Genomic DNA, 15,245 nt, shown 5'->3' on the forward strand with positions numbered 1-15,245 from the left:
CACATTTACACATTAGCATATTAAATCATCCTCAACTCTCCACATACACAAATTTTAATATTTTCTAACCTGCAATAATGTTTCCGTACTCCTTTACAGTTTGTACAAAGCATTTTACTTTTTCAGGATCAGTGTCAGGATAAACACCATGGCCCAGGTTCGCAATGTGGCGTTGTGGTCCGAATTCCTTCAGCATTTTAATGGTTTCATGCTGAATTGTATCGAAAGAGCTATACAGCAGGCAAGGGTCCATGTTCCCTTGTAGAGTTTTGTCTGGTCCTACCTGGGCTCTGGAAGTTTTAACACCCATGTTCCAGTCTAAGCCTATGGTTTCACAGTTCAGCCTGCTGAAATCTTCCAGCGCAAAAAAAGCACCTTTGGCAAAAACAGTAACCGGCACGTTGCGGATAGCATTACAAATCTCGCTAATGTATGGCAGCGAGAATTCACGGTAATGAGCTGGAGAAAGTATACCTGCCCAGGAGTCGAATACCTGAATGAGGTTAGCACCTGCCTCTACCTGCGCTTTTAAATAAGCAATGGTGGTATCGGTTATTTTGCGTAGTAGGCCGTGGGCCAGTTTAGGGTTGGTGTACAACATGCCACGTGCATGAGAGAACGTCTTGGAGCCGCTTCCTTCTACCATATAAGCCAGGATTGTCCATGGAGCTCCGGCAAAGCCGATAAGTGGCACACGACCGTTTAAGGCTCGTTTCGTTACTTGTATAGCCTCTAAAACATATCCCAAATGCTCTTGTGGATCTGCTACACGCAATTTCTTCAGATCTTCTTCGGTACGGATAGTTTTAGGAAACAGAGGGCCGCGTTTTTCTACCATTTCATACGTACAGCCCATTGCTTCGGGCACTACCAGTATGTCAGAGAAAATAATGGCCGCATCCACATCCAGAATATCAACAGGTTGTATGGTAACTTCTGCTGCTAGTTCAGGCGTTTCTACTAGTTCTTTAAAACCGCTCAGGCTTTCGCGTACAGCTCTGTATTCAGGTAAAATACGCCCGGCCTGGCGCATCAGCCACACAGGAGTACGTTCTACCGCTTCCCCTTTGGCTGCTCTAATAAGCAAATCGTTCTTCAGTTGCATATTGCAAAGATAGGGAATTTTGTCATGTGCTAATGGGGTATTGTTCAGGTTTTAGATACACATCCCGGTATTGGCATAGGAGCACAATCCCTCATTAGCACATGAACTATCTTTCTGTAAAGAACAGGGCTGTAAGTGCCGAAACGATAAAATTCACACCTATTGAAAGCACGATAAAGCCCATGATACGCGAAAGGGCTGCCAACCCCGCCTTGCCCATATAGCGTGTCAGCTGGTAAGAAAAACGAAGAATAATATAAGATACTACGGCAAGCAGGATAATTCCAATCAGAATCAGCACCATGTCCAGGTAAGAAAGCGAGGTAGTAAACAAGCCTATACTTATAGCTATGGCGCCTGGCCCGGAAAGCATCGGCATAGCCAGAGGTGTAAAAGAAATATCCTCTTTCTGTTGGCCTTCCTCTACTACCTCAGGCGATATTTTCTTTTTATTGGCGCCAGGCGTTAAAAGATCAAAGCCTGCCCGCATAATCATGAGGCCACCAGCAATGCGCAGGTCGTGGATCCGTATACCAAAGAAATTCAGTACATACTGTCCTGCCAGAAAAAAGACGGCCAGAATGCCAACCATATACAGGCAGGCTTTCAGTGCTTGCTGGTTACGGTGCTCATTGGTATCCTCCTGCGTTAGGGTTAGAAAAACCGGCATGGCACCGAAAGGATTCACAACCGAAAAAAGGGCAGAAAAGGTAGCAAGGATTATTTCCATAGAACGGGGAGCGGCTTTTTAGTCTAGCTCTAAATATAGCGTATATCATTCTAAAACAAAACCTGAAGCGAGGGCCGCGGGTAATTATATCAGCATTTGGTTTAAAAACCTTTTGCCGGAAAGATAAATTAAGAAAATAGACCTTAATATTATCTTTCTTTTATGTTTTGTCTCGGAGCAGAATGTTTAATTTTGGGGATACAAGATTTATAATACATAGATAGCACATGAAAGGAGAAGTAAAGCTAGGCATTTTAGGAGGCGGACAACTTGGACGTATGCTCCTGCAGGCCGGGCTCGATTTTAACTTATATACCCTGGTTCTGGACCCGGATGAAAACGCGCCCTGCAAAGATGTATGCCACGAATTTTTCGTTGGCAGCTTCCGCGATTTTGATACAGTGTATGAATTCGGTAAGAATTGTGATGTTCTGACCATAGAGATAGAGCATGTAAACTGCGATGCGCTTGCGAAGCTGGAAGAAGAAGGTGTGAAGGTATACCCGGACGCCAAGACCGTACGCACTATTCAGGACAAAGGACTGCAAAAGGAGTTCTACAGGCAGCACAGCATACCTACCGCTGATTTTAAAATTTTAAAAGACAGGCAGGAGCTAGAGCAGAACCTTGATTTTCTGCCGGCATTTCAGAAACTGCGCCGTGAGGGCTATGACGGACGAGGGGTAACACGTTTAACGAGCGAAGCTGATCTGGGAAAAGCTTTTGAAGAGCCATCGGTGCTGGAAAAGCTGGTGGATTATGAAAAGGAGATATCTGTTATTGTAGCGCGTAATGCGAATGGCGAAGTGTCGGCCTTTCCTTTGGTTGAGTTGAGTTTTCACCCGGTGCATAACCTGGTAGATTACCTTTTTGCTCCGGCCAATGTAGCTTATAAGCAGCAACGGATGGCGATAGAAATTGCCACCCGTGTAATTGAGTCGTTTGGCATGGTGGGTATACTAGCAGTAGAAATGTTCCTGACCAAAGACGGGCAGATACTGGTAAACGAAGTAGCTCCCCGACCTCATAATAGCGGACACCACACCATTAAAGCTAACTATACCTCACAGTATGAGCAGCACCTGCGTGCCATTCTGAACCTGCCACTGGGCAGTACTGATATACAAAGTGCGGCTGTGATGCTTAACCTGCTGGGAGAACCAGGCTATGATGGTGAGGCTGCCTATGAAGGGCTCCAGGAAGCGTTGGCGGTGCCGGGTGTATACATTCATTTGTATGGAAAGAAGTATACCCGGCCTGCCCGTAAAATGGGGCATATTACCGTGTTGGGTGAAACAATAGAAGAAGCACAGCAACGGGCAACCTCTATCAAAAATGTAATTAAAGTTAAAGCATAACATGGCCGAAGAAACTACCAATACACAACCCTTAGTAGGAATTATTATGGGCAGCCAGTCAGACCTTAAAGTAATGGATGCTGCTGCTGAAATTCTGGAAACGCTGAATGTACCGTTCGAGCTGACGATTGTATCTGCGCATCGTACGCCCCATCGTATGATCGAATATGCGGAGTCTGCTCGTAAAAAAGGCTTAAAAGTAATTATTGCAGGTGCCGGTGGGGCAGCACATTTGCCAGGTATGGTGGCATCGCTTACAACTTTACCAGTTATTGGCGTACCTGTAAAGTCAAGCAATTCTATAGATGGCTGGGATTCTGTACTGTCTATCCTGCAAATGCCAGGAGGTATACCTGTGGCAACTGTGGCATTAAATGGCGCTCAGAATGCAGGGATACTGGCCGCCCAGATTTTAGGTACTACCAACGCTGCTATTGCCGACAGGTTGGAGAAGTATAAGAGCAGCCTGAAAGATAAAGTAATGCGCTCTGTAGAAGAGTTAAGACGAGGAGATCGGGATTTAGATTAGTCAAGTTCTATCCAAAGCAAAGGGCCATAGTTAAAGCTATGGCCCTTTGCTTTGGATAATTTATTCATTTGAAGTAAAAGGCAATTTAACTGACTTATCGGAGTGCAAAACTAACGAAAAGAATAAGGGTTACTTTTTCAATCCGTTCCTTCTTTTATCCTCCTGTTAAAGGGGCTTAATTTGTGCAGTAGCTACAAGTCGACTCTAAGTAAATAATACTGTTAAAGATTAAAATCCATAGCTGAGCAATAAGTTAAATCCTTTTATACTCCCACTTAAATTAATATTTTTAGTTATATCGCTGGTTTTGTCGTACCTGATTTCCAAAGCTAAGGGTTTGTTATTTATCTGACACATTAAACCTGCACCGGCTGTTATACCATTCATAAAATGATTAAAGTTAGGTGCAGCGATGGCCGACGATTGCGTAGGCTCTCTGAATCTGGATTCGTGACTTACAATCTGTTTATTATCATCTTTTATGGCATATGCCAGCACTAATCCTCCATTCACAAAAGGCTGAACTTTTCCCTTAGGATAGGTATAACGAAGTTGAACAGGTAGTTTAAGGTAAGCGAGGTCAAACTGAAATTCATAATAAAAGGCATCATACCTAGTTGATGGGGAACTGAACTTAGCGGGAATATACAGTAATTCGGTTTGTACTGATAGCTTTTCACTCATTGACGGCAAGAGCATATTAAATGAAAATCCTCCTCCAAGATGAGAGTCGTTTTGAAATTCTGCACGTCCTAATGCTGAATTACCGGTAAATGACAAAGTTGACTTCGAAAAGCTTAGCACAGGGCCGACAGTTATTTTCACCTGATCTTCGCGATTAGTAAACGCTTTAGCAACACTGGCAGGATTTATGCACCTGTTATACTTATTGGTAATCTTTATAAGATCGCTATGGTTGAACCTTACATTGCTTAGTTGCTGGTTTGAAAAAGAAGGGCAGTCGGAAAACAATGAACTCAGGGTGCTTAGGTACCTACGTTCAGCGCGTTCGTACCTGGCTTCTGAACCTGGATTAACAACCTGGTATTTCAGGTTTTCTAGTTCGAAAATGGAAGTGTCCTTTTGAACATAATAGCGGTCTTTCGCATCAGCATCACGGTAATAATAGATACTGGCTTTCCCCTTGATCAGAACATTCAGGAATATTGATTCCTTTTCTTTTCTATCATTATTTATAATAGGTTTAGATTCGTAAACTTTTCCTTCTTTCTCAAAACCATAGCCAGCAATATCAGTTGGCGTTAGTCTCTGCTCTGCTCCATTTAAATCCGGTTTAAATATGGTTACCTGGGCATTGCGCTTGTCTCCTCTATAATCTACATAGCCTTTTATCGTATCAGTGCCTTGGATAATATAACCTTTCCGAAAGTCTTTCTGGCTGAATGCAAGCTGGCTGAGCAGTAGAAATAAAAGAATGGCAGACAAATGCTTCATAATAAAGGTAGTGTAAGATGTACTTACTGATTATTAAATATTTTTTATGAAATATATAATAAAATAACTATAGTTTATAGTGTTCAAGACTCGGAAATAAAAAAAAATCCCCTGCCGATTTCTCAGCAGGGGATTAACATATAGAGAAGGGATAAAATTATTTCTTACTGTCTACTTCCTCATAATCAACGTCAGTTACGCCACCGTCGTCAGATCCTGCGCTTTGCTGGCCTGCACCCGGACCTCCAGCCTGGCCACCGAAATCGGCACCCGGAGCGCCGTTACCGCCCTGTGTAGCTGCATACATTTCCTGAGAAGCTGCACTCCAGGCTCCATTAAGAGCTTCGATAGCGGCATCTATGCCGGCAATGTCTTTCGCACCATGTGCAGTTTTTAACTGACCCAGCGCATTTTCTATATTCGACTTGTTACCGGCAGATAACTTGTCGCCATACTCTTTCAGCTGTTTCTCGGTCTGGAAGATCATCGAGTCAGCCGCATTCAGCTTCTCAATTTCTTCCTTCGCACGCTTATCAGCCTCTGCGTTGGCTTCTGCTTCTTGGCGCATGCGTTCGATTTCCTGCTCGCTCAGGCCGGAAGAGGCTTCGATACGGATCTTCTGCTCTTTGCCTGTCGCTTTATCTTTAGCAGTTACATGCAGGATACCGTTGGCATCTATATCGAAGATAACTTCGATTTGAGGAACACCACGTGGAGCTGCCGGAATACCATCTAAGTGGAAACGTCCGATGGTGCGGTTATCGCGGGCCATAGGGCGCTCACCTTGCAGTACGTGTATCTCCACAGAAGGCTGGTTATCAGAAGCAGTAGAGAATGTCTCAGACTTCTTCGTAGGAATAGTTGTGTTAGACTCAATTAACTTAGTCATCACACCACCCATGGTCTCAATACCTAAAGAAAGAGGCGTTACGTCCAGCAGAAGTACGTCTTTTACTTCACCTGTTAATACACCACCCTGGATTGCGGCACCAATGGCAACTACTTCATCAGGGTTTACACCTTTAGATGGCTTTTTACCGAAGAACTTCTCCACCTCTTCCTGTACTCTTGGGATACGGGTAGAACCACCCACCAAAATTACTTCGTCGATGTCAGAAGTAGAAAGACCAGCATCTTTTAAAGCCTGACGGCATGGCTCCATAGAGCGACGGATCAGGTCATCAGAAAGCTGCTCAAATTTAGAACGGCTCAATTTACGCACCAAGTGCTTTGGAATACCGTTTACTGGCATTATGTAAGGCAGGTTAATCTCAGTCTCGTTAGAGCTGGATAACTCAATTTTAGCCTTTTCAGCAGCTTCTTTTAAGCGCTGTAATGCCATTGGGTCTTTACGCAGGTCAATGCCTTCGTCGTTCAGGAACTCCTGGGCCAGCCAGTTGATAATTACCTGATCAAAGTCGTCACCACCAAGATGGGTGTCACCGTTTGTAGAAAGTACTTCGAACACGCCATCACCAAGTTCCAGAATAGAAATATCGAAAGTACCGCCACCAAGGTCGAATACAGCGATTTTCTGATCTACACTTTTCTTGTCCAGACCATAAGCAAGTGCTGCTGCTGTAGGTTCGTTAATGATACGCTTTACTTCCAGACCCGCAATCTGACCAGCTTCTTTCGTAGCCTGGCGCTGTGCATCGTTAAAGTAAGCTGGTACTGTAATAACGGCCTCAGTTACGGTTGTTCCCAGGTAATCTTCGGCAGTAGCCTTCATTTTCTGAAGCACCATGGCAGAGATTTCCTGTGGCGTATATTGTCTGTCGCCAATCTCAACACGCACTGTGTTGTTACCGCCTTGTACCACTTTATAGGATACTTGCTTTGCTTCGTCGTTTACTTCGTTGTAGCTGTGGCCCATGAAGCGCTTAATCGAAGCGATTGTGTTCTGAGGGTTTGTGATTGCCTGTCTTTTGGCAGGGTCGCCTACTTTACGCTCACCGTTTCCGTTGTCTAAGAAAGCAACGATAGACGGAGTGGTTCTGCGGCCTTCGCTGTTTGGTATAACCACCGGCTCGTTACCTTCCATTACAGCAACGCAGGAGTTGGTTGTACCCAAGTCAATACCTATTATCTTTCCCATTCTATAGTTTTATTGTTAATTCCGATTTCAAATTCAAACTGTTACTTCCTTTATAACAAGCTATGTGCCAAGCGGTGAATAGCCTGTTTTTTATGTCAATATGTCACAGGGGCAGACATGTGAAAACCTTTTGTCTGACTTGCTTTAACAGATAAGCTTCTGTTGCGACATATTTTCCTGAATTTATAGTAGTATATCCTAAGTGCAGAAGAGTAGCGTTGTAAAATCTGTAAACTCGACATTAATAAGTAATTTTGGTGCTGATTCATGGTTCCTGTGCAAGACATCCATCATATTTTAAAGAACTATTGGGGCTATGAGCAATTCAGGCCTTTGCAGGAAGATATTATCCGGTCGGTGCTTTCAGGTAAAGATACGCTTGCTCTGCTGCCAACAGGAGGAGGTAAATCTATTTGCTTTCAGGTGCCTGCACTGGCGAAAGAGGGGATCTGCCTGGTAGTTACACCACTGATTGCCCTTATGAAAGACCAGGTGGAGCAGCTGAAAAGACGGGGAATTTCGGCTGTTGCCATTTATTCGGGCATGAACCGCCGGGAAATAGATATTGCTTTAGATAACTGTGTGTATGGGCAGGTAAAATTTCTGTACCTGTCGCCGGAGCGCCTGCTGACAGACCTGTTTCAGGAGCGGGTAAAACGGATGAAGGTCGGGCTGCTGGCAATAGATGAGGCACACTGTATCTCACAATGGGGCTACGATTTCAGGCCGCCATACCTGCAAATTGCGGAGCTGCGTATCCTGTTACCGGGCGTACCAGTCATTGCCCTCACAGCAACAGCCACCGAGCTGGTTCGCCTGGATATCCAGGAGAAGCTGCAGTTCCCGGAGCCAAATGTATTTGTAAAAAGCTTTGCCAGAGCCAATTTATCTTATTCCTGCCTCTATACCGAAGATAAGATCAGTCGCATGCTGGAGGTGTTGCAGCGGATGCCTGGGCAAAGTATTGTGTACGTGCGTAGCCGCAAGCAAACAGTAGAGCTGGCAAAATTTCTGCAAAGCAGGCGTATTTCGGCTGCAGCCTATCATGCAGGTTTAAAGTTTGAAGAACGAAGTGCAGTGCAGAGTGCCTGGATACAGGACAAGGTGCGGGTGATCACCGCGACCAATGCGTTTGGCATGGGTATCGATAAACCTGATGTACGGTTGGTCGTGCACATGGACCTGCCTGAGAGTCTGGAGGCATATTACCAGGAAGCAGGCCGTGCGGGTCGCGACGAGAAATATGCCTATGCTGTTATTTTGCACGGCCCGAACGAGGTGGAGGAACTGCAAAAGAAAGTGGAGGAGGCGCATCCGCCAGTTGAGTTAATCAGAAGAGTATATCAGAGTTTAGCCAATTACTACCAGATAGCAGTAGGCAGCGGGGCTATGGGGAATTTTGATTTTGACCTGGCCGACTTTTCTAAAACTTATAAGCTAAAGCCGCTGGAGGTACATCATGCTATCAAACGATTGGAAGGCGAAGGCTATATTCAGTTGAATGAAAGCTATTATATGCCGTCGCGGCTGATGCTGGCCGTGGACAACATGGTGCTGTATGAGTTCCAGGTAAAGAACCCGGAGCACGATGCTTTGCTTCGGATGATCCTGCGCTTATACGGGGGCGAAGCATTTACCAATTTTGTAAAGATATCGGAACGGAAAATAGCCGAGCAGTTAAAGTTAACCGACCCGGAGGTGAAGCGAAAACTGGAGTACCTGCACAAGCTGCAGGTGGTGGTGTATGAGCCCTCAAAAGATGCGCCCCAGCTGGTTTTTACAGCGCCACGCCTGGATGCCCTCAATCTTCCCCTGGACCAGAAGAAACTGCAAAGACTGCGCGAAAGAGCTTTAGGCCAGGTAAAAGAAATAGCCCATTATGTTCATACCGGCAATCGTTGCCGCACTCAGCTGCTGCTGGAGTATTTCGGTGAAATCAGCGATAAGAAATGCCGTATCTGTGATTATTGCCTGGCAGAACGGAAAAAAGAACGGCAGGAGGAGGAAGAGAAAGCCTTACGCATGAAAGTAGTGGAACTGCTGCAGGTACAGCCTTACCAACCCAAAGAACTGGTGCAACAGTTCGAGCCAAAGCAATCAGGAGCTGTAACGGTACTAATCCGGCAGATGGTAGATCTGGGCAGCATCCGGTATCTGGATAACGGCAAGCTGGAGCTTGTGCAGGCTAACTAAGCTTTAGTACAGCTGTGGGTGTTGGTATCATGGTAGAAATTGCTATTCCTGCATGCAACCATTGGCACTTTTTTTGAATCACTATATAGGTAACAACTATATACGTTCTTTAAAACTATGAAATTGAAATTACTTTTAGCCAAAGCCGCTATTTACCTCCTTGTCCTGCTCGGGTTAGGGTATCTGGTTTCCTGTTCCGACTCTGCCTGCATTAAGGGCGAGGGCAGCATAGAACAGCGTGAACTTCAGTTACAGCCTTTCAGCAAAATAGAATCGGAAGGCGATTTTAAAGTGTACCTTACACAGGGAAGCCCTCAGAAAGTAGAAGTAAAGGGGGAGCCTAACATCTTAAGCGATTTAAGCACAGAAGTTGTAGACGGAAAATGGAAGATCAGGCACAGAAGCTGTGTGCGGAGAAGCAAGGCTGTGGAGGTATACATAACCGTGCCCGAAGTAAGTGAGTTAAGTATAAATGGCTCTGGCAGCATCAGCAGCACCAATTCCTTAGAAGCAGGCAATTTAGCTCTTTCTGTAAACGGCTCTGGCAAAGCCAATATAGCAGCTATTGCCGAAAGAATTATTACCAGGTTAAGTGGTTCAGGAGAAATAACGCTGAGCGGAGAAACCAACATGAATACCATTGTGCTTTCCGGCTCTGGCAGGATAGCTTCTTATAGTTTACAGGCAGACGATGTTATTGTAACGCTGTCGGGCTCCGGCAGGGCAGATGTAACAGCCTTAAACAATTTAACGGTAACTATAAGCGGCAGTGGCAGCGTTTATTACGATGGAAGCCCATCCGTAAGTTCAGAGATCTCAGGATCAGGTAAAGTGGTCAGGAGGTAGAAATACTTTGTTTGTTGTTTTGTTTCGATTTGAAACGCCCTGCCCGGTTGTAACTGGAGCAGGGCGTTTTCTTTTCAGTTAATGAAGAGTTGTATCTAGGTTATTATAAAATGATGATTATCAGTTTAGTAATTGCTTTTTGTATTTAGTTGGATGTACTGAACATACTACCTTTGTAATGATAGCTACGTAAAACTTTCTTTTGTAGAACTTTAAATTTTAACCTGGTGCCATGCGTGTAATATTTTTCAGTTCGAAAGCCTACGACAAAAATTTTTTCAAAGAAACGAATACCGCTTTTCAGCATGATCTTAAGTTTTTGGATGTACCCCTTTCTGTTCCTACAGCGGTGCTGGCAGAGGGGTATGATGCTGTGTGCATATTTGTGAATGATGCAGCGAACGCCGAAGTTCTGAAAGTGCTGGCGGCACATGGGGTAAAGTTAATTGCCCTGCGTTGCGCCGGCTTTAACAATGTAGATTTAAAGGCCGCCAAAGAGCTTGGGTTAAAAGTGGTTCGGGTACCTGCCTATTCGCCTTATTCTGTGGCCGAGCATACCATTGCCCTTATCCTGACGCTGAACAGGAAAACGCACCGGGCATACAACAGAGTGAAAGAGGGAAATTTTGCCCTGAATGGCCTGATGGGCTTCGACTTGCATGGCAAAACGGTTGGCCTGATTGGTTTAGGCAAAATCGGGTTGGTAACAGCAAAAATTCTGAAGGGTTTTGGCTGCCGTGTGTTGGGCTATGATGTGGTGAAAGGGGAGGAAGTAGAGCAGATCGGCATAGAGTTCACAGATTTGGATACGCTGCTCTCGCAAGCGGATATTATATCGCTGCATTGCCCGCTTACGCCACAAACTTTTCATATCATAAACGATCAGTCTATTGCTAAGATGAAGGAGGGCGTTATGTTGATTAATACCAGCAGAGGCGCTTTAATTGATACAAAAGCTGTGATTGCAGGTTTAAAAAGTTGCCGTATTAAATACCTCGGCTTGGATGTTTATGAAGAGGAAGCAGACCTGTTCTTCGAAGACTTATCTGAGAAAGTAATCCAGGATGATGTGTTTATGCGTTTGCTGTCTTTTAACAACGTGTTAATTACCGGCCACCAGGCTTTTTTAACCAGCAACGCCCTGCAAAGTATAGCAGCCGTTACACTACAAAATATCCAGGATTTCGAAGAAGGCAAAGAACTGGTAAACGAGGTAGTGGGGTAGTTTGCTAAAATTCTTTCAGATGGCAACAGACCAGCATGTAAACAAAGGCAACAACCTGATTTCTGTTGCCTTTGTTTACATGCTGGTTATCTATAATATAATATCGATATTATTTTCAGAGAGGTCTCTTTCGAGGTAATAACTAACCCCACTCGTACTGATAAGGCCATCAACATCATAAACCCGTGAGTAGCCAATGGCAATACTTTCCTTTTGAGGGTCGTAAGAGAGTTTCTGGTTAACCAGAATTCTATTTTCAAATGCCGGAACATCCTTAAAGTCGATCCAATCTAAAGTTGAATCAAGCACGACCGTTTCTTTGTAAGGCTCCAGCCCTACTTTTCTGATTGTTACCCTAACCTGCACTTTGGCGTTGTTCCACTGTGCGCTACTATAATCTTCATCGCCATAAATATTAAAATTTACGGTTTTTTCTTGTAGTACAGCAGCAGGTTGTGGGTAACTGGTAATTTCTTCTTTTTCGCAACCGGAGAGAGAAAGCAGCAGGAGGCATAATGGAGCAATAAGCGTTTTTTTGAGTAACGTGTACATAGTTTTATTTTGTTAAAGAGTAGCAAGAAGTATCATGTTAATACTATATACCTTTAACAAAATGCTTGCCAAAACTTTATTTCTTCACATCTAATATCATGTGATAAGTAGTTGGCGTAAATCCTAAGTCCTGCCAGAAAGACAAGCCCCTGTTGTTTTTGACGGATACCTGGAGCTCAATATGATCTGCCCCTCTGTCTGAGAGCCAGTTTCGGGCTGCTTCGAACAACTCTTTGCCTATGCCTTTGCTTCTGGCTTCTTTTTTTACAATAGTTTCTCCTATATAGCCTTTGCGGGATAATTTAAATCCTTCAGAGGCTTTTTTAAGAGAAACAACCATCATTCCCAGCCATTCCGAGCCATCGGTGTAGGCAAAGAACCGGGTGTCCTTATCACGCATCCGGTAGAGCAGCTCATCTTTCAGAACCTGCTGACTATTCGGTTTAACTTTAAAAACAGGGTGATAGCCCTGGTGATCCTCCTGCAACTCGCACCATAGCTCAAAGAGCTCATCTATGTCGTCTGCATCGGCTTCTTTAATCATAGTTTTTAAGAAGAGGTAAGATGTTTATTTAGTAGTATCCGGAGAGATAAAGGTTACTTCTACAATGATGTTGTTTTGTACCCGATAAACGGCAATGGCATCAAAACGGGGCTGGTCTTTGCTGCGCCTTACCTTTTCATGGTCTATTACGACATTGCCGGCAACAATTCTGTTTACAACTTCGCAGTTAAGATCTGGCGTATTGGCAAACATTTGGCCATAGCGCTTCTTCAGTTCTTCTTTCCCCTGATAAGATAATACGCCCGGCTGGCGAAATACTTTTACTGTATCGCTAAAGGCTGCCGCAAATGTTTCTATGTCGCGGTTGTTATACCCTTTAAGCTGCAGCATGACAGGTTCTAGTACATGATCCTGCTTTTTAGTGTCCTGTGCCTGTATACTTAAACAGATAAGTAAAGAAGCACATAAGCAAAGTACAGATTTTAGGCTCATTATCTTTGGTTAAGCTTTGTTAAGAAAAATTTAGTATTCGAAGATAGAATAAAATGTGCTGATGTTCCTTTTTGATGTTCATAATTCTTCGTGCTGTTACGATAAAGCGCTATATCCTGCTGTACTTTCCACCGTATAATGGACGCTATGATGGAAGAACTCATTATCCGCACGCTGTGCGACACACTGCCAACTACAACTGCAGATGCGCTGTTTCTCTTTGGGCAGACCGCCGATAACCAGGAGGCAATCTTTTCTAAATCAGTAGAACTGCTACAAGGAAAAAGGGCTGCCAAAATATTGTTTCTGGGTACGGAGGCAATGAGCGGCTATCCGGGGTTTGAGGAGTGGAGGCAAAAGCTGCTTGCGTTGGGCGTTGCAGAAAACAAAATAGAGCCGGTACCACCCTATCCTGCTGATACGGATATACTGCACACATTTATAGAGGCCACCTCTGTAGCGCGTTATGCAAAGCAAAAAGGATATAAAACCATGCTTATGATGGCAGCTCCTTTTCAGCAGCCCCGTGCTTTTATGGCGGCTGTAACTGCTACAACACGGGAGTATCCGGAGCTTAGGCTCTACAGTGTTCCCGGAAACCCAATGCCATGGCAGGAAGAAGTGGTGCATTCGCAGGGTAAAGTGAAAGACACCAGGGCAGGACTGATTGCCGGAGAACTGGAACGCATCGAGAAGTATAATACCAAAGGAGACCTGGCCTCAGTAGCGGAGTTGCTGGAATACCTGAATCGCAGAGACCGGGCTGAAAGGTAGTATAGTGAACTTCGTAAAACTTTCTCTGTGTATTTTAATCACACATCACTTAAGGAAAAACTTTACCCATACATAAGAGGCAGGCGCCACCAGGTTTTGATCGCACCTGCCTCTTCAAAGCATAATTCCTTATAGCTTCTCGGCCAGGTACAGGTAAGGCTGTAGCATGTGGTGCACAAACACGCGCTTTTCATTATCGGGAAAACGCTTGTAATAGGCTTCATCAGCCATCAGAATAATAAAGCTTCCTGTCCGGACATAGTGGTTAGAATTGTAGTACTCCGGCTGATCATACTCCTGTAGTTGCTTCTGCACAAATTTATATGCCTGGTTTCCCAGGTACTGCTCATACCGTTTCTGTGCCTTCCTGGTGTGCTTTGTAAGCTGATTGAAGGCATGCTTCAGCACAAGCCTCTGAGCAAGCGGCCGGTTCTTTAATTCACTTTCAGCATTTGTGAATGGGTTGGTGGTATTAAAATCTTCCATCGTCTGAATTGAGACAGGGGTTTCCGGAACCCAGTCTGCTGTGTTTACCACGTTAAAAGCCCAGCCGCCCGAAGTCAGGTTTTCATATTCGTAAGCGTAGTACAGGTTGCCTGGTTTAGGAGCTGCGCTACAGTAGGTTTTAAATTGAATGTCTTTGGGCAGTCTGCCTGTTTTTACCAGGTTGTTTAAGTGCGACGTAAGCAGATAAGCAATAGCTCCACCCTGGCTGTGCCCCAGTATGATAAAATCTTTTGTACCTGCATTATAGGTAGAATCTATTTGGGGCAGCATGTCCTGCGAAAGAAAGCCTGTAGCCACCAGCCACCCCACATGCACCGCTGCCTTGGGGTTTTCTGAGAGGTTATAGTTGAAAGTATACGCTTTGGTAAGTTTCAGTTCTCCTTTTGCGGGCACCATGGCTGCATAGAAGTTTTCGAGCCAGCTGTTGGTACTTTGCGTAGTGCCGCGAACACTTATCACGGCTACTTTTTCTTCTTTGCTACGAAGCAGTTGCCAGCTGTTCTCCAATCCTGTTTCTGGAGAATGGTATACTGTTTCATATACTTTGGTTGGCTCAATATTCCTCCTGAAAGTACTGTCGCGCCAGCCGGCATAAGCTTTAAGTAATTCAATGTATTCTGCTTTGTCGAAACCTGGCTTTAGCACTTGTGCCTGCAAAGGAAGCTGCAACAGTAAAAGCATTAAAAACGGAAGTATGGGTTTTAAAAATTTAAGTGTCATTAAAGTAGAAATAAAATCAAGTTCAGTGTGACAGGTATTGTTAACGTTGTAACACAGATAATAGTAATACAGTTAACATAGCAAAACCCGTGCTGAAATAAGAATACAGCTGAAGAAAGGCTTATTGTCAGGTTGATTTGAAAAAATGAGTAACTA

14 protein-coding genes are annotated in these 15,245 nt (G+C 44.4%); 6 read left to right on the forward strand and 8 right to left on the reverse strand.

The features are described 5' to 3' along the window. Positions 1-64 precede the first annotated feature (64 nt). Positions 65-1,105 (reverse strand): uroporphyrinogen decarboxylase, encoded by a 1,041-nt coding sequence (gene hemE, locus C1N53_RS01010; protein WP_137757563.1) that lies wholly within the window; start codon positions 1,103-1,105, stop codon positions 65-67. A gap of 106 nt (positions 1,106-1,211) precedes the next feature. Continuing rightward, a complete protein-coding gene (locus tag C1N53_RS01015; RefSeq protein ID WP_137757564.1) occupies positions 1,212-1,835 on the reverse strand; it encodes a MarC family NAAT transporter in 624 nt (207 codons plus the stop codon). Between the two features lie 227 nt (positions 1,836-2,062). Here C1N53_RS01015 and C1N53_RS01020 point away from each other — a divergent pair, with 227 nt between their 5' ends. Both C1N53_RS01020 and purE read left to right on the forward strand, forming a co-directional pair. Further along, on the forward strand, positions 2,063-3,193 hold the full coding sequence (locus tag C1N53_RS01020) for a 5-(carboxyamino)imidazole ribonucleotide synthase (RefSeq protein WP_137757565.1): 1,131 nt from the start codon (positions 2,063-2,065) through the stop codon (positions 3,191-3,193). A 1-nt stretch (position 3,194) separates the two neighbouring features. After that, positions 3,195-3,722 (forward strand): 5-(carboxyamino)imidazole ribonucleotide mutase, encoded by a 528-nt coding sequence (purE, locus tag C1N53_RS01025; RefSeq protein ID WP_137757566.1) that lies wholly within the window; start codon positions 3,195-3,197, stop codon positions 3,720-3,722. A gap of 228 nt (positions 3,723-3,950) precedes the next feature. On the opposite strand, the gene C1N53_RS01030 is transcribed toward purE, so the two are convergent. Beyond that, positions 3,951-5,177 carry an outer membrane beta-barrel protein gene (locus C1N53_RS01030; protein WP_137757567.1) on the reverse strand — a complete coding sequence of 409 codons (1,227 nt, stop codon included), beginning with the start codon at positions 5,175-5,177 and terminating at the stop codon, positions 3,951-3,953. A 157-nt stretch (positions 5,178-5,334) separates the two neighbouring features. Next, a complete protein-coding gene (gene dnaK, locus C1N53_RS01035; RefSeq protein ID WP_137757568.1) occupies positions 5,335-7,275 on the reverse strand; it encodes a molecular chaperone DnaK in 1,941 nt (646 codons plus the stop codon). A 267-nt stretch (positions 7,276-7,542) separates the two neighbouring features. Between dnaK and C1N53_RS01040 the strand changes: the two genes are divergently transcribed. From C1N53_RS01040 to C1N53_RS01050, 3 genes are all read left to right on the forward strand, one after another. Then, entirely contained in the window at positions 7,543-9,468 is a 1,926-nt protein-coding gene (locus C1N53_RS01040; RefSeq protein WP_240773339.1) for an ATP-dependent DNA helicase RecQ, read from the forward strand. A gap of 117 nt (positions 9,469-9,585) precedes the next feature. Beyond that, on the forward strand, positions 9,586-10,314 hold the full coding sequence (locus tag C1N53_RS01045) for a head GIN domain-containing protein (protein WP_137757569.1): 729 nt from the start codon (positions 9,586-9,588) through the stop codon (positions 10,312-10,314). A gap of 232 nt (positions 10,315-10,546) precedes the next feature. After that, complete coding sequence (locus tag C1N53_RS01050; RefSeq protein ID WP_137757570.1) at positions 10,547-11,539, forward strand: 2-hydroxyacid dehydrogenase; 993 nt, start codon at positions 10,547-10,549, stop codon at positions 11,537-11,539. Between the two features lie 90 nt (positions 11,540-11,629). Here the strand turns inward: C1N53_RS01050 and C1N53_RS01055 are convergent, their stop codons facing one another. From C1N53_RS01055 to C1N53_RS01065, 3 genes are all read right to left on the reverse strand, one after another. Beyond that, the gene (locus tag C1N53_RS01055) at positions 11,630-12,091 is read right to left on the reverse strand and encodes a hypothetical protein (protein WP_137757571.1); all 462 of its coding nucleotides are present in this window, start codon (positions 12,089-12,091) and stop codon (positions 11,630-11,632) included. 76 nt (positions 12,092-12,167) lie between these two features. Continuing rightward, entirely contained in the window at positions 12,168-12,635 is a 468-nt protein-coding gene (locus tag C1N53_RS01060) for a GNAT family N-acetyltransferase (RefSeq protein ID WP_137757572.1), read from the reverse strand. 24 nt (positions 12,636-12,659) lie between these two features. Continuing rightward, positions 12,660-13,088, reverse strand: coding sequence for a nuclear transport factor 2 family protein (locus tag C1N53_RS01065; RefSeq protein WP_137757573.1), 429 nt, complete (start codon positions 13,086-13,088; stop codon positions 12,660-12,662). A gap of 147 nt (positions 13,089-13,235) precedes the next feature. On the opposite strand from C1N53_RS01065, the gene C1N53_RS01070 reads away from it, so the two are divergent. Beyond that, positions 13,236-13,862, forward strand: a complete 627-nt coding sequence (locus C1N53_RS01070; RefSeq protein ID WP_137757574.1) for a YdcF family protein — start codon at positions 13,236-13,238, stop codon at positions 13,860-13,862. A 129-nt stretch (positions 13,863-13,991) separates the two neighbouring features. Here C1N53_RS01070 and C1N53_RS01075 read toward each other — a convergent pair whose 3' ends face one another. Continuing rightward, the gene (locus C1N53_RS01075) at positions 13,992-15,089 is read right to left on the reverse strand and encodes a lipase family protein (RefSeq protein WP_137757575.1); all 1,098 of its coding nucleotides are present in this window, start codon (positions 15,087-15,089) and stop codon (positions 13,992-13,994) included. Positions 15,090-15,245: the final 156 nt, after the last annotated feature.

This window comes from Pontibacter sp. SGAir0037 (assembly GCF_005491705.1).
GTDB lineage: Bacteria > Bacteroidota > Bacteroidia > Cytophagales > Hymenobacteraceae > Pontibacter.

Excerpts from the sequence above, each read along its gene's own strand:
- hemE (WP_137757563.1), bottom strand. The coding sequence starts at position 1,105 with ATGCAACTGAAGAACGATTTGCTTATTAGAGCAGCCAAAGGGGAAGCG.
- C1N53_RS01015 (WP_137757564.1), bottom strand. The coding sequence starts at position 1,835 with ATGGAAATAATCCTTGCTACCTTTTCTGCCCTTTTTTCGGTTGTGAAT.
- C1N53_RS01020 (WP_137757565.1), top strand. The coding sequence starts at position 2,063 with ATGAAAGGAGAAGTAAAGCTAGGCATTTTAGGAGGCGGACAACTTGGA.
- purE (WP_137757566.1), top strand. The coding sequence starts at position 3,195 with ATGGCCGAAGAAACTACCAATACACAACCCTTAGTAGGAATTATTATG.
- C1N53_RS01030 (WP_137757567.1), bottom strand. The coding sequence starts at position 5,177 with ATGAAGCATTTGTCTGCCATTCTTTTATTTCTACTGCTCAGCCAGCTT.
- dnaK (WP_137757568.1), bottom strand. The coding sequence starts at position 7,275 with ATGGGAAAGATAATAGGTATTGACTTGGGTACAACCAACTCCTGCGTT.
- C1N53_RS01040 (WP_240773339.1), top strand. The coding sequence starts at position 7,543 with ATGGTTCCTGTGCAAGACATCCATCATATTTTAAAGAACTATTGGGGC.
- C1N53_RS01045 (WP_137757569.1), top strand. The coding sequence starts at position 9,586 with ATGAAATTGAAATTACTTTTAGCCAAAGCCGCTATTTACCTCCTTGTC.
- C1N53_RS01050 (WP_137757570.1), top strand. The coding sequence starts at position 10,547 with ATGCGTGTAATATTTTTCAGTTCGAAAGCCTACGACAAAAATTTTTTC.
- C1N53_RS01055 (WP_137757571.1), bottom strand. The coding sequence starts at position 12,091 with ATGTACACGTTACTCAAAAAAACGCTTATTGCTCCATTATGCCTCCTG.
- C1N53_RS01060 (WP_137757572.1), bottom strand. The coding sequence starts at position 12,635 with ATGATTAAAGAAGCCGATGCAGACGACATAGATGAGCTCTTTGAGCTA.
- C1N53_RS01065 (WP_137757573.1), bottom strand. The coding sequence starts at position 13,088 with ATGAGCCTAAAATCTGTACTTTGCTTATGTGCTTCTTTACTTATCTGT.
- C1N53_RS01070 (WP_137757574.1), top strand. The coding sequence starts at position 13,236 with ATGATGGAAGAACTCATTATCCGCACGCTGTGCGACACACTGCCAACT.
- C1N53_RS01075 (WP_137757575.1), bottom strand. The coding sequence starts at position 15,089 with ATGACACTTAAATTTTTAAAACCCATACTTCCGTTTTTAATGCTTTTA.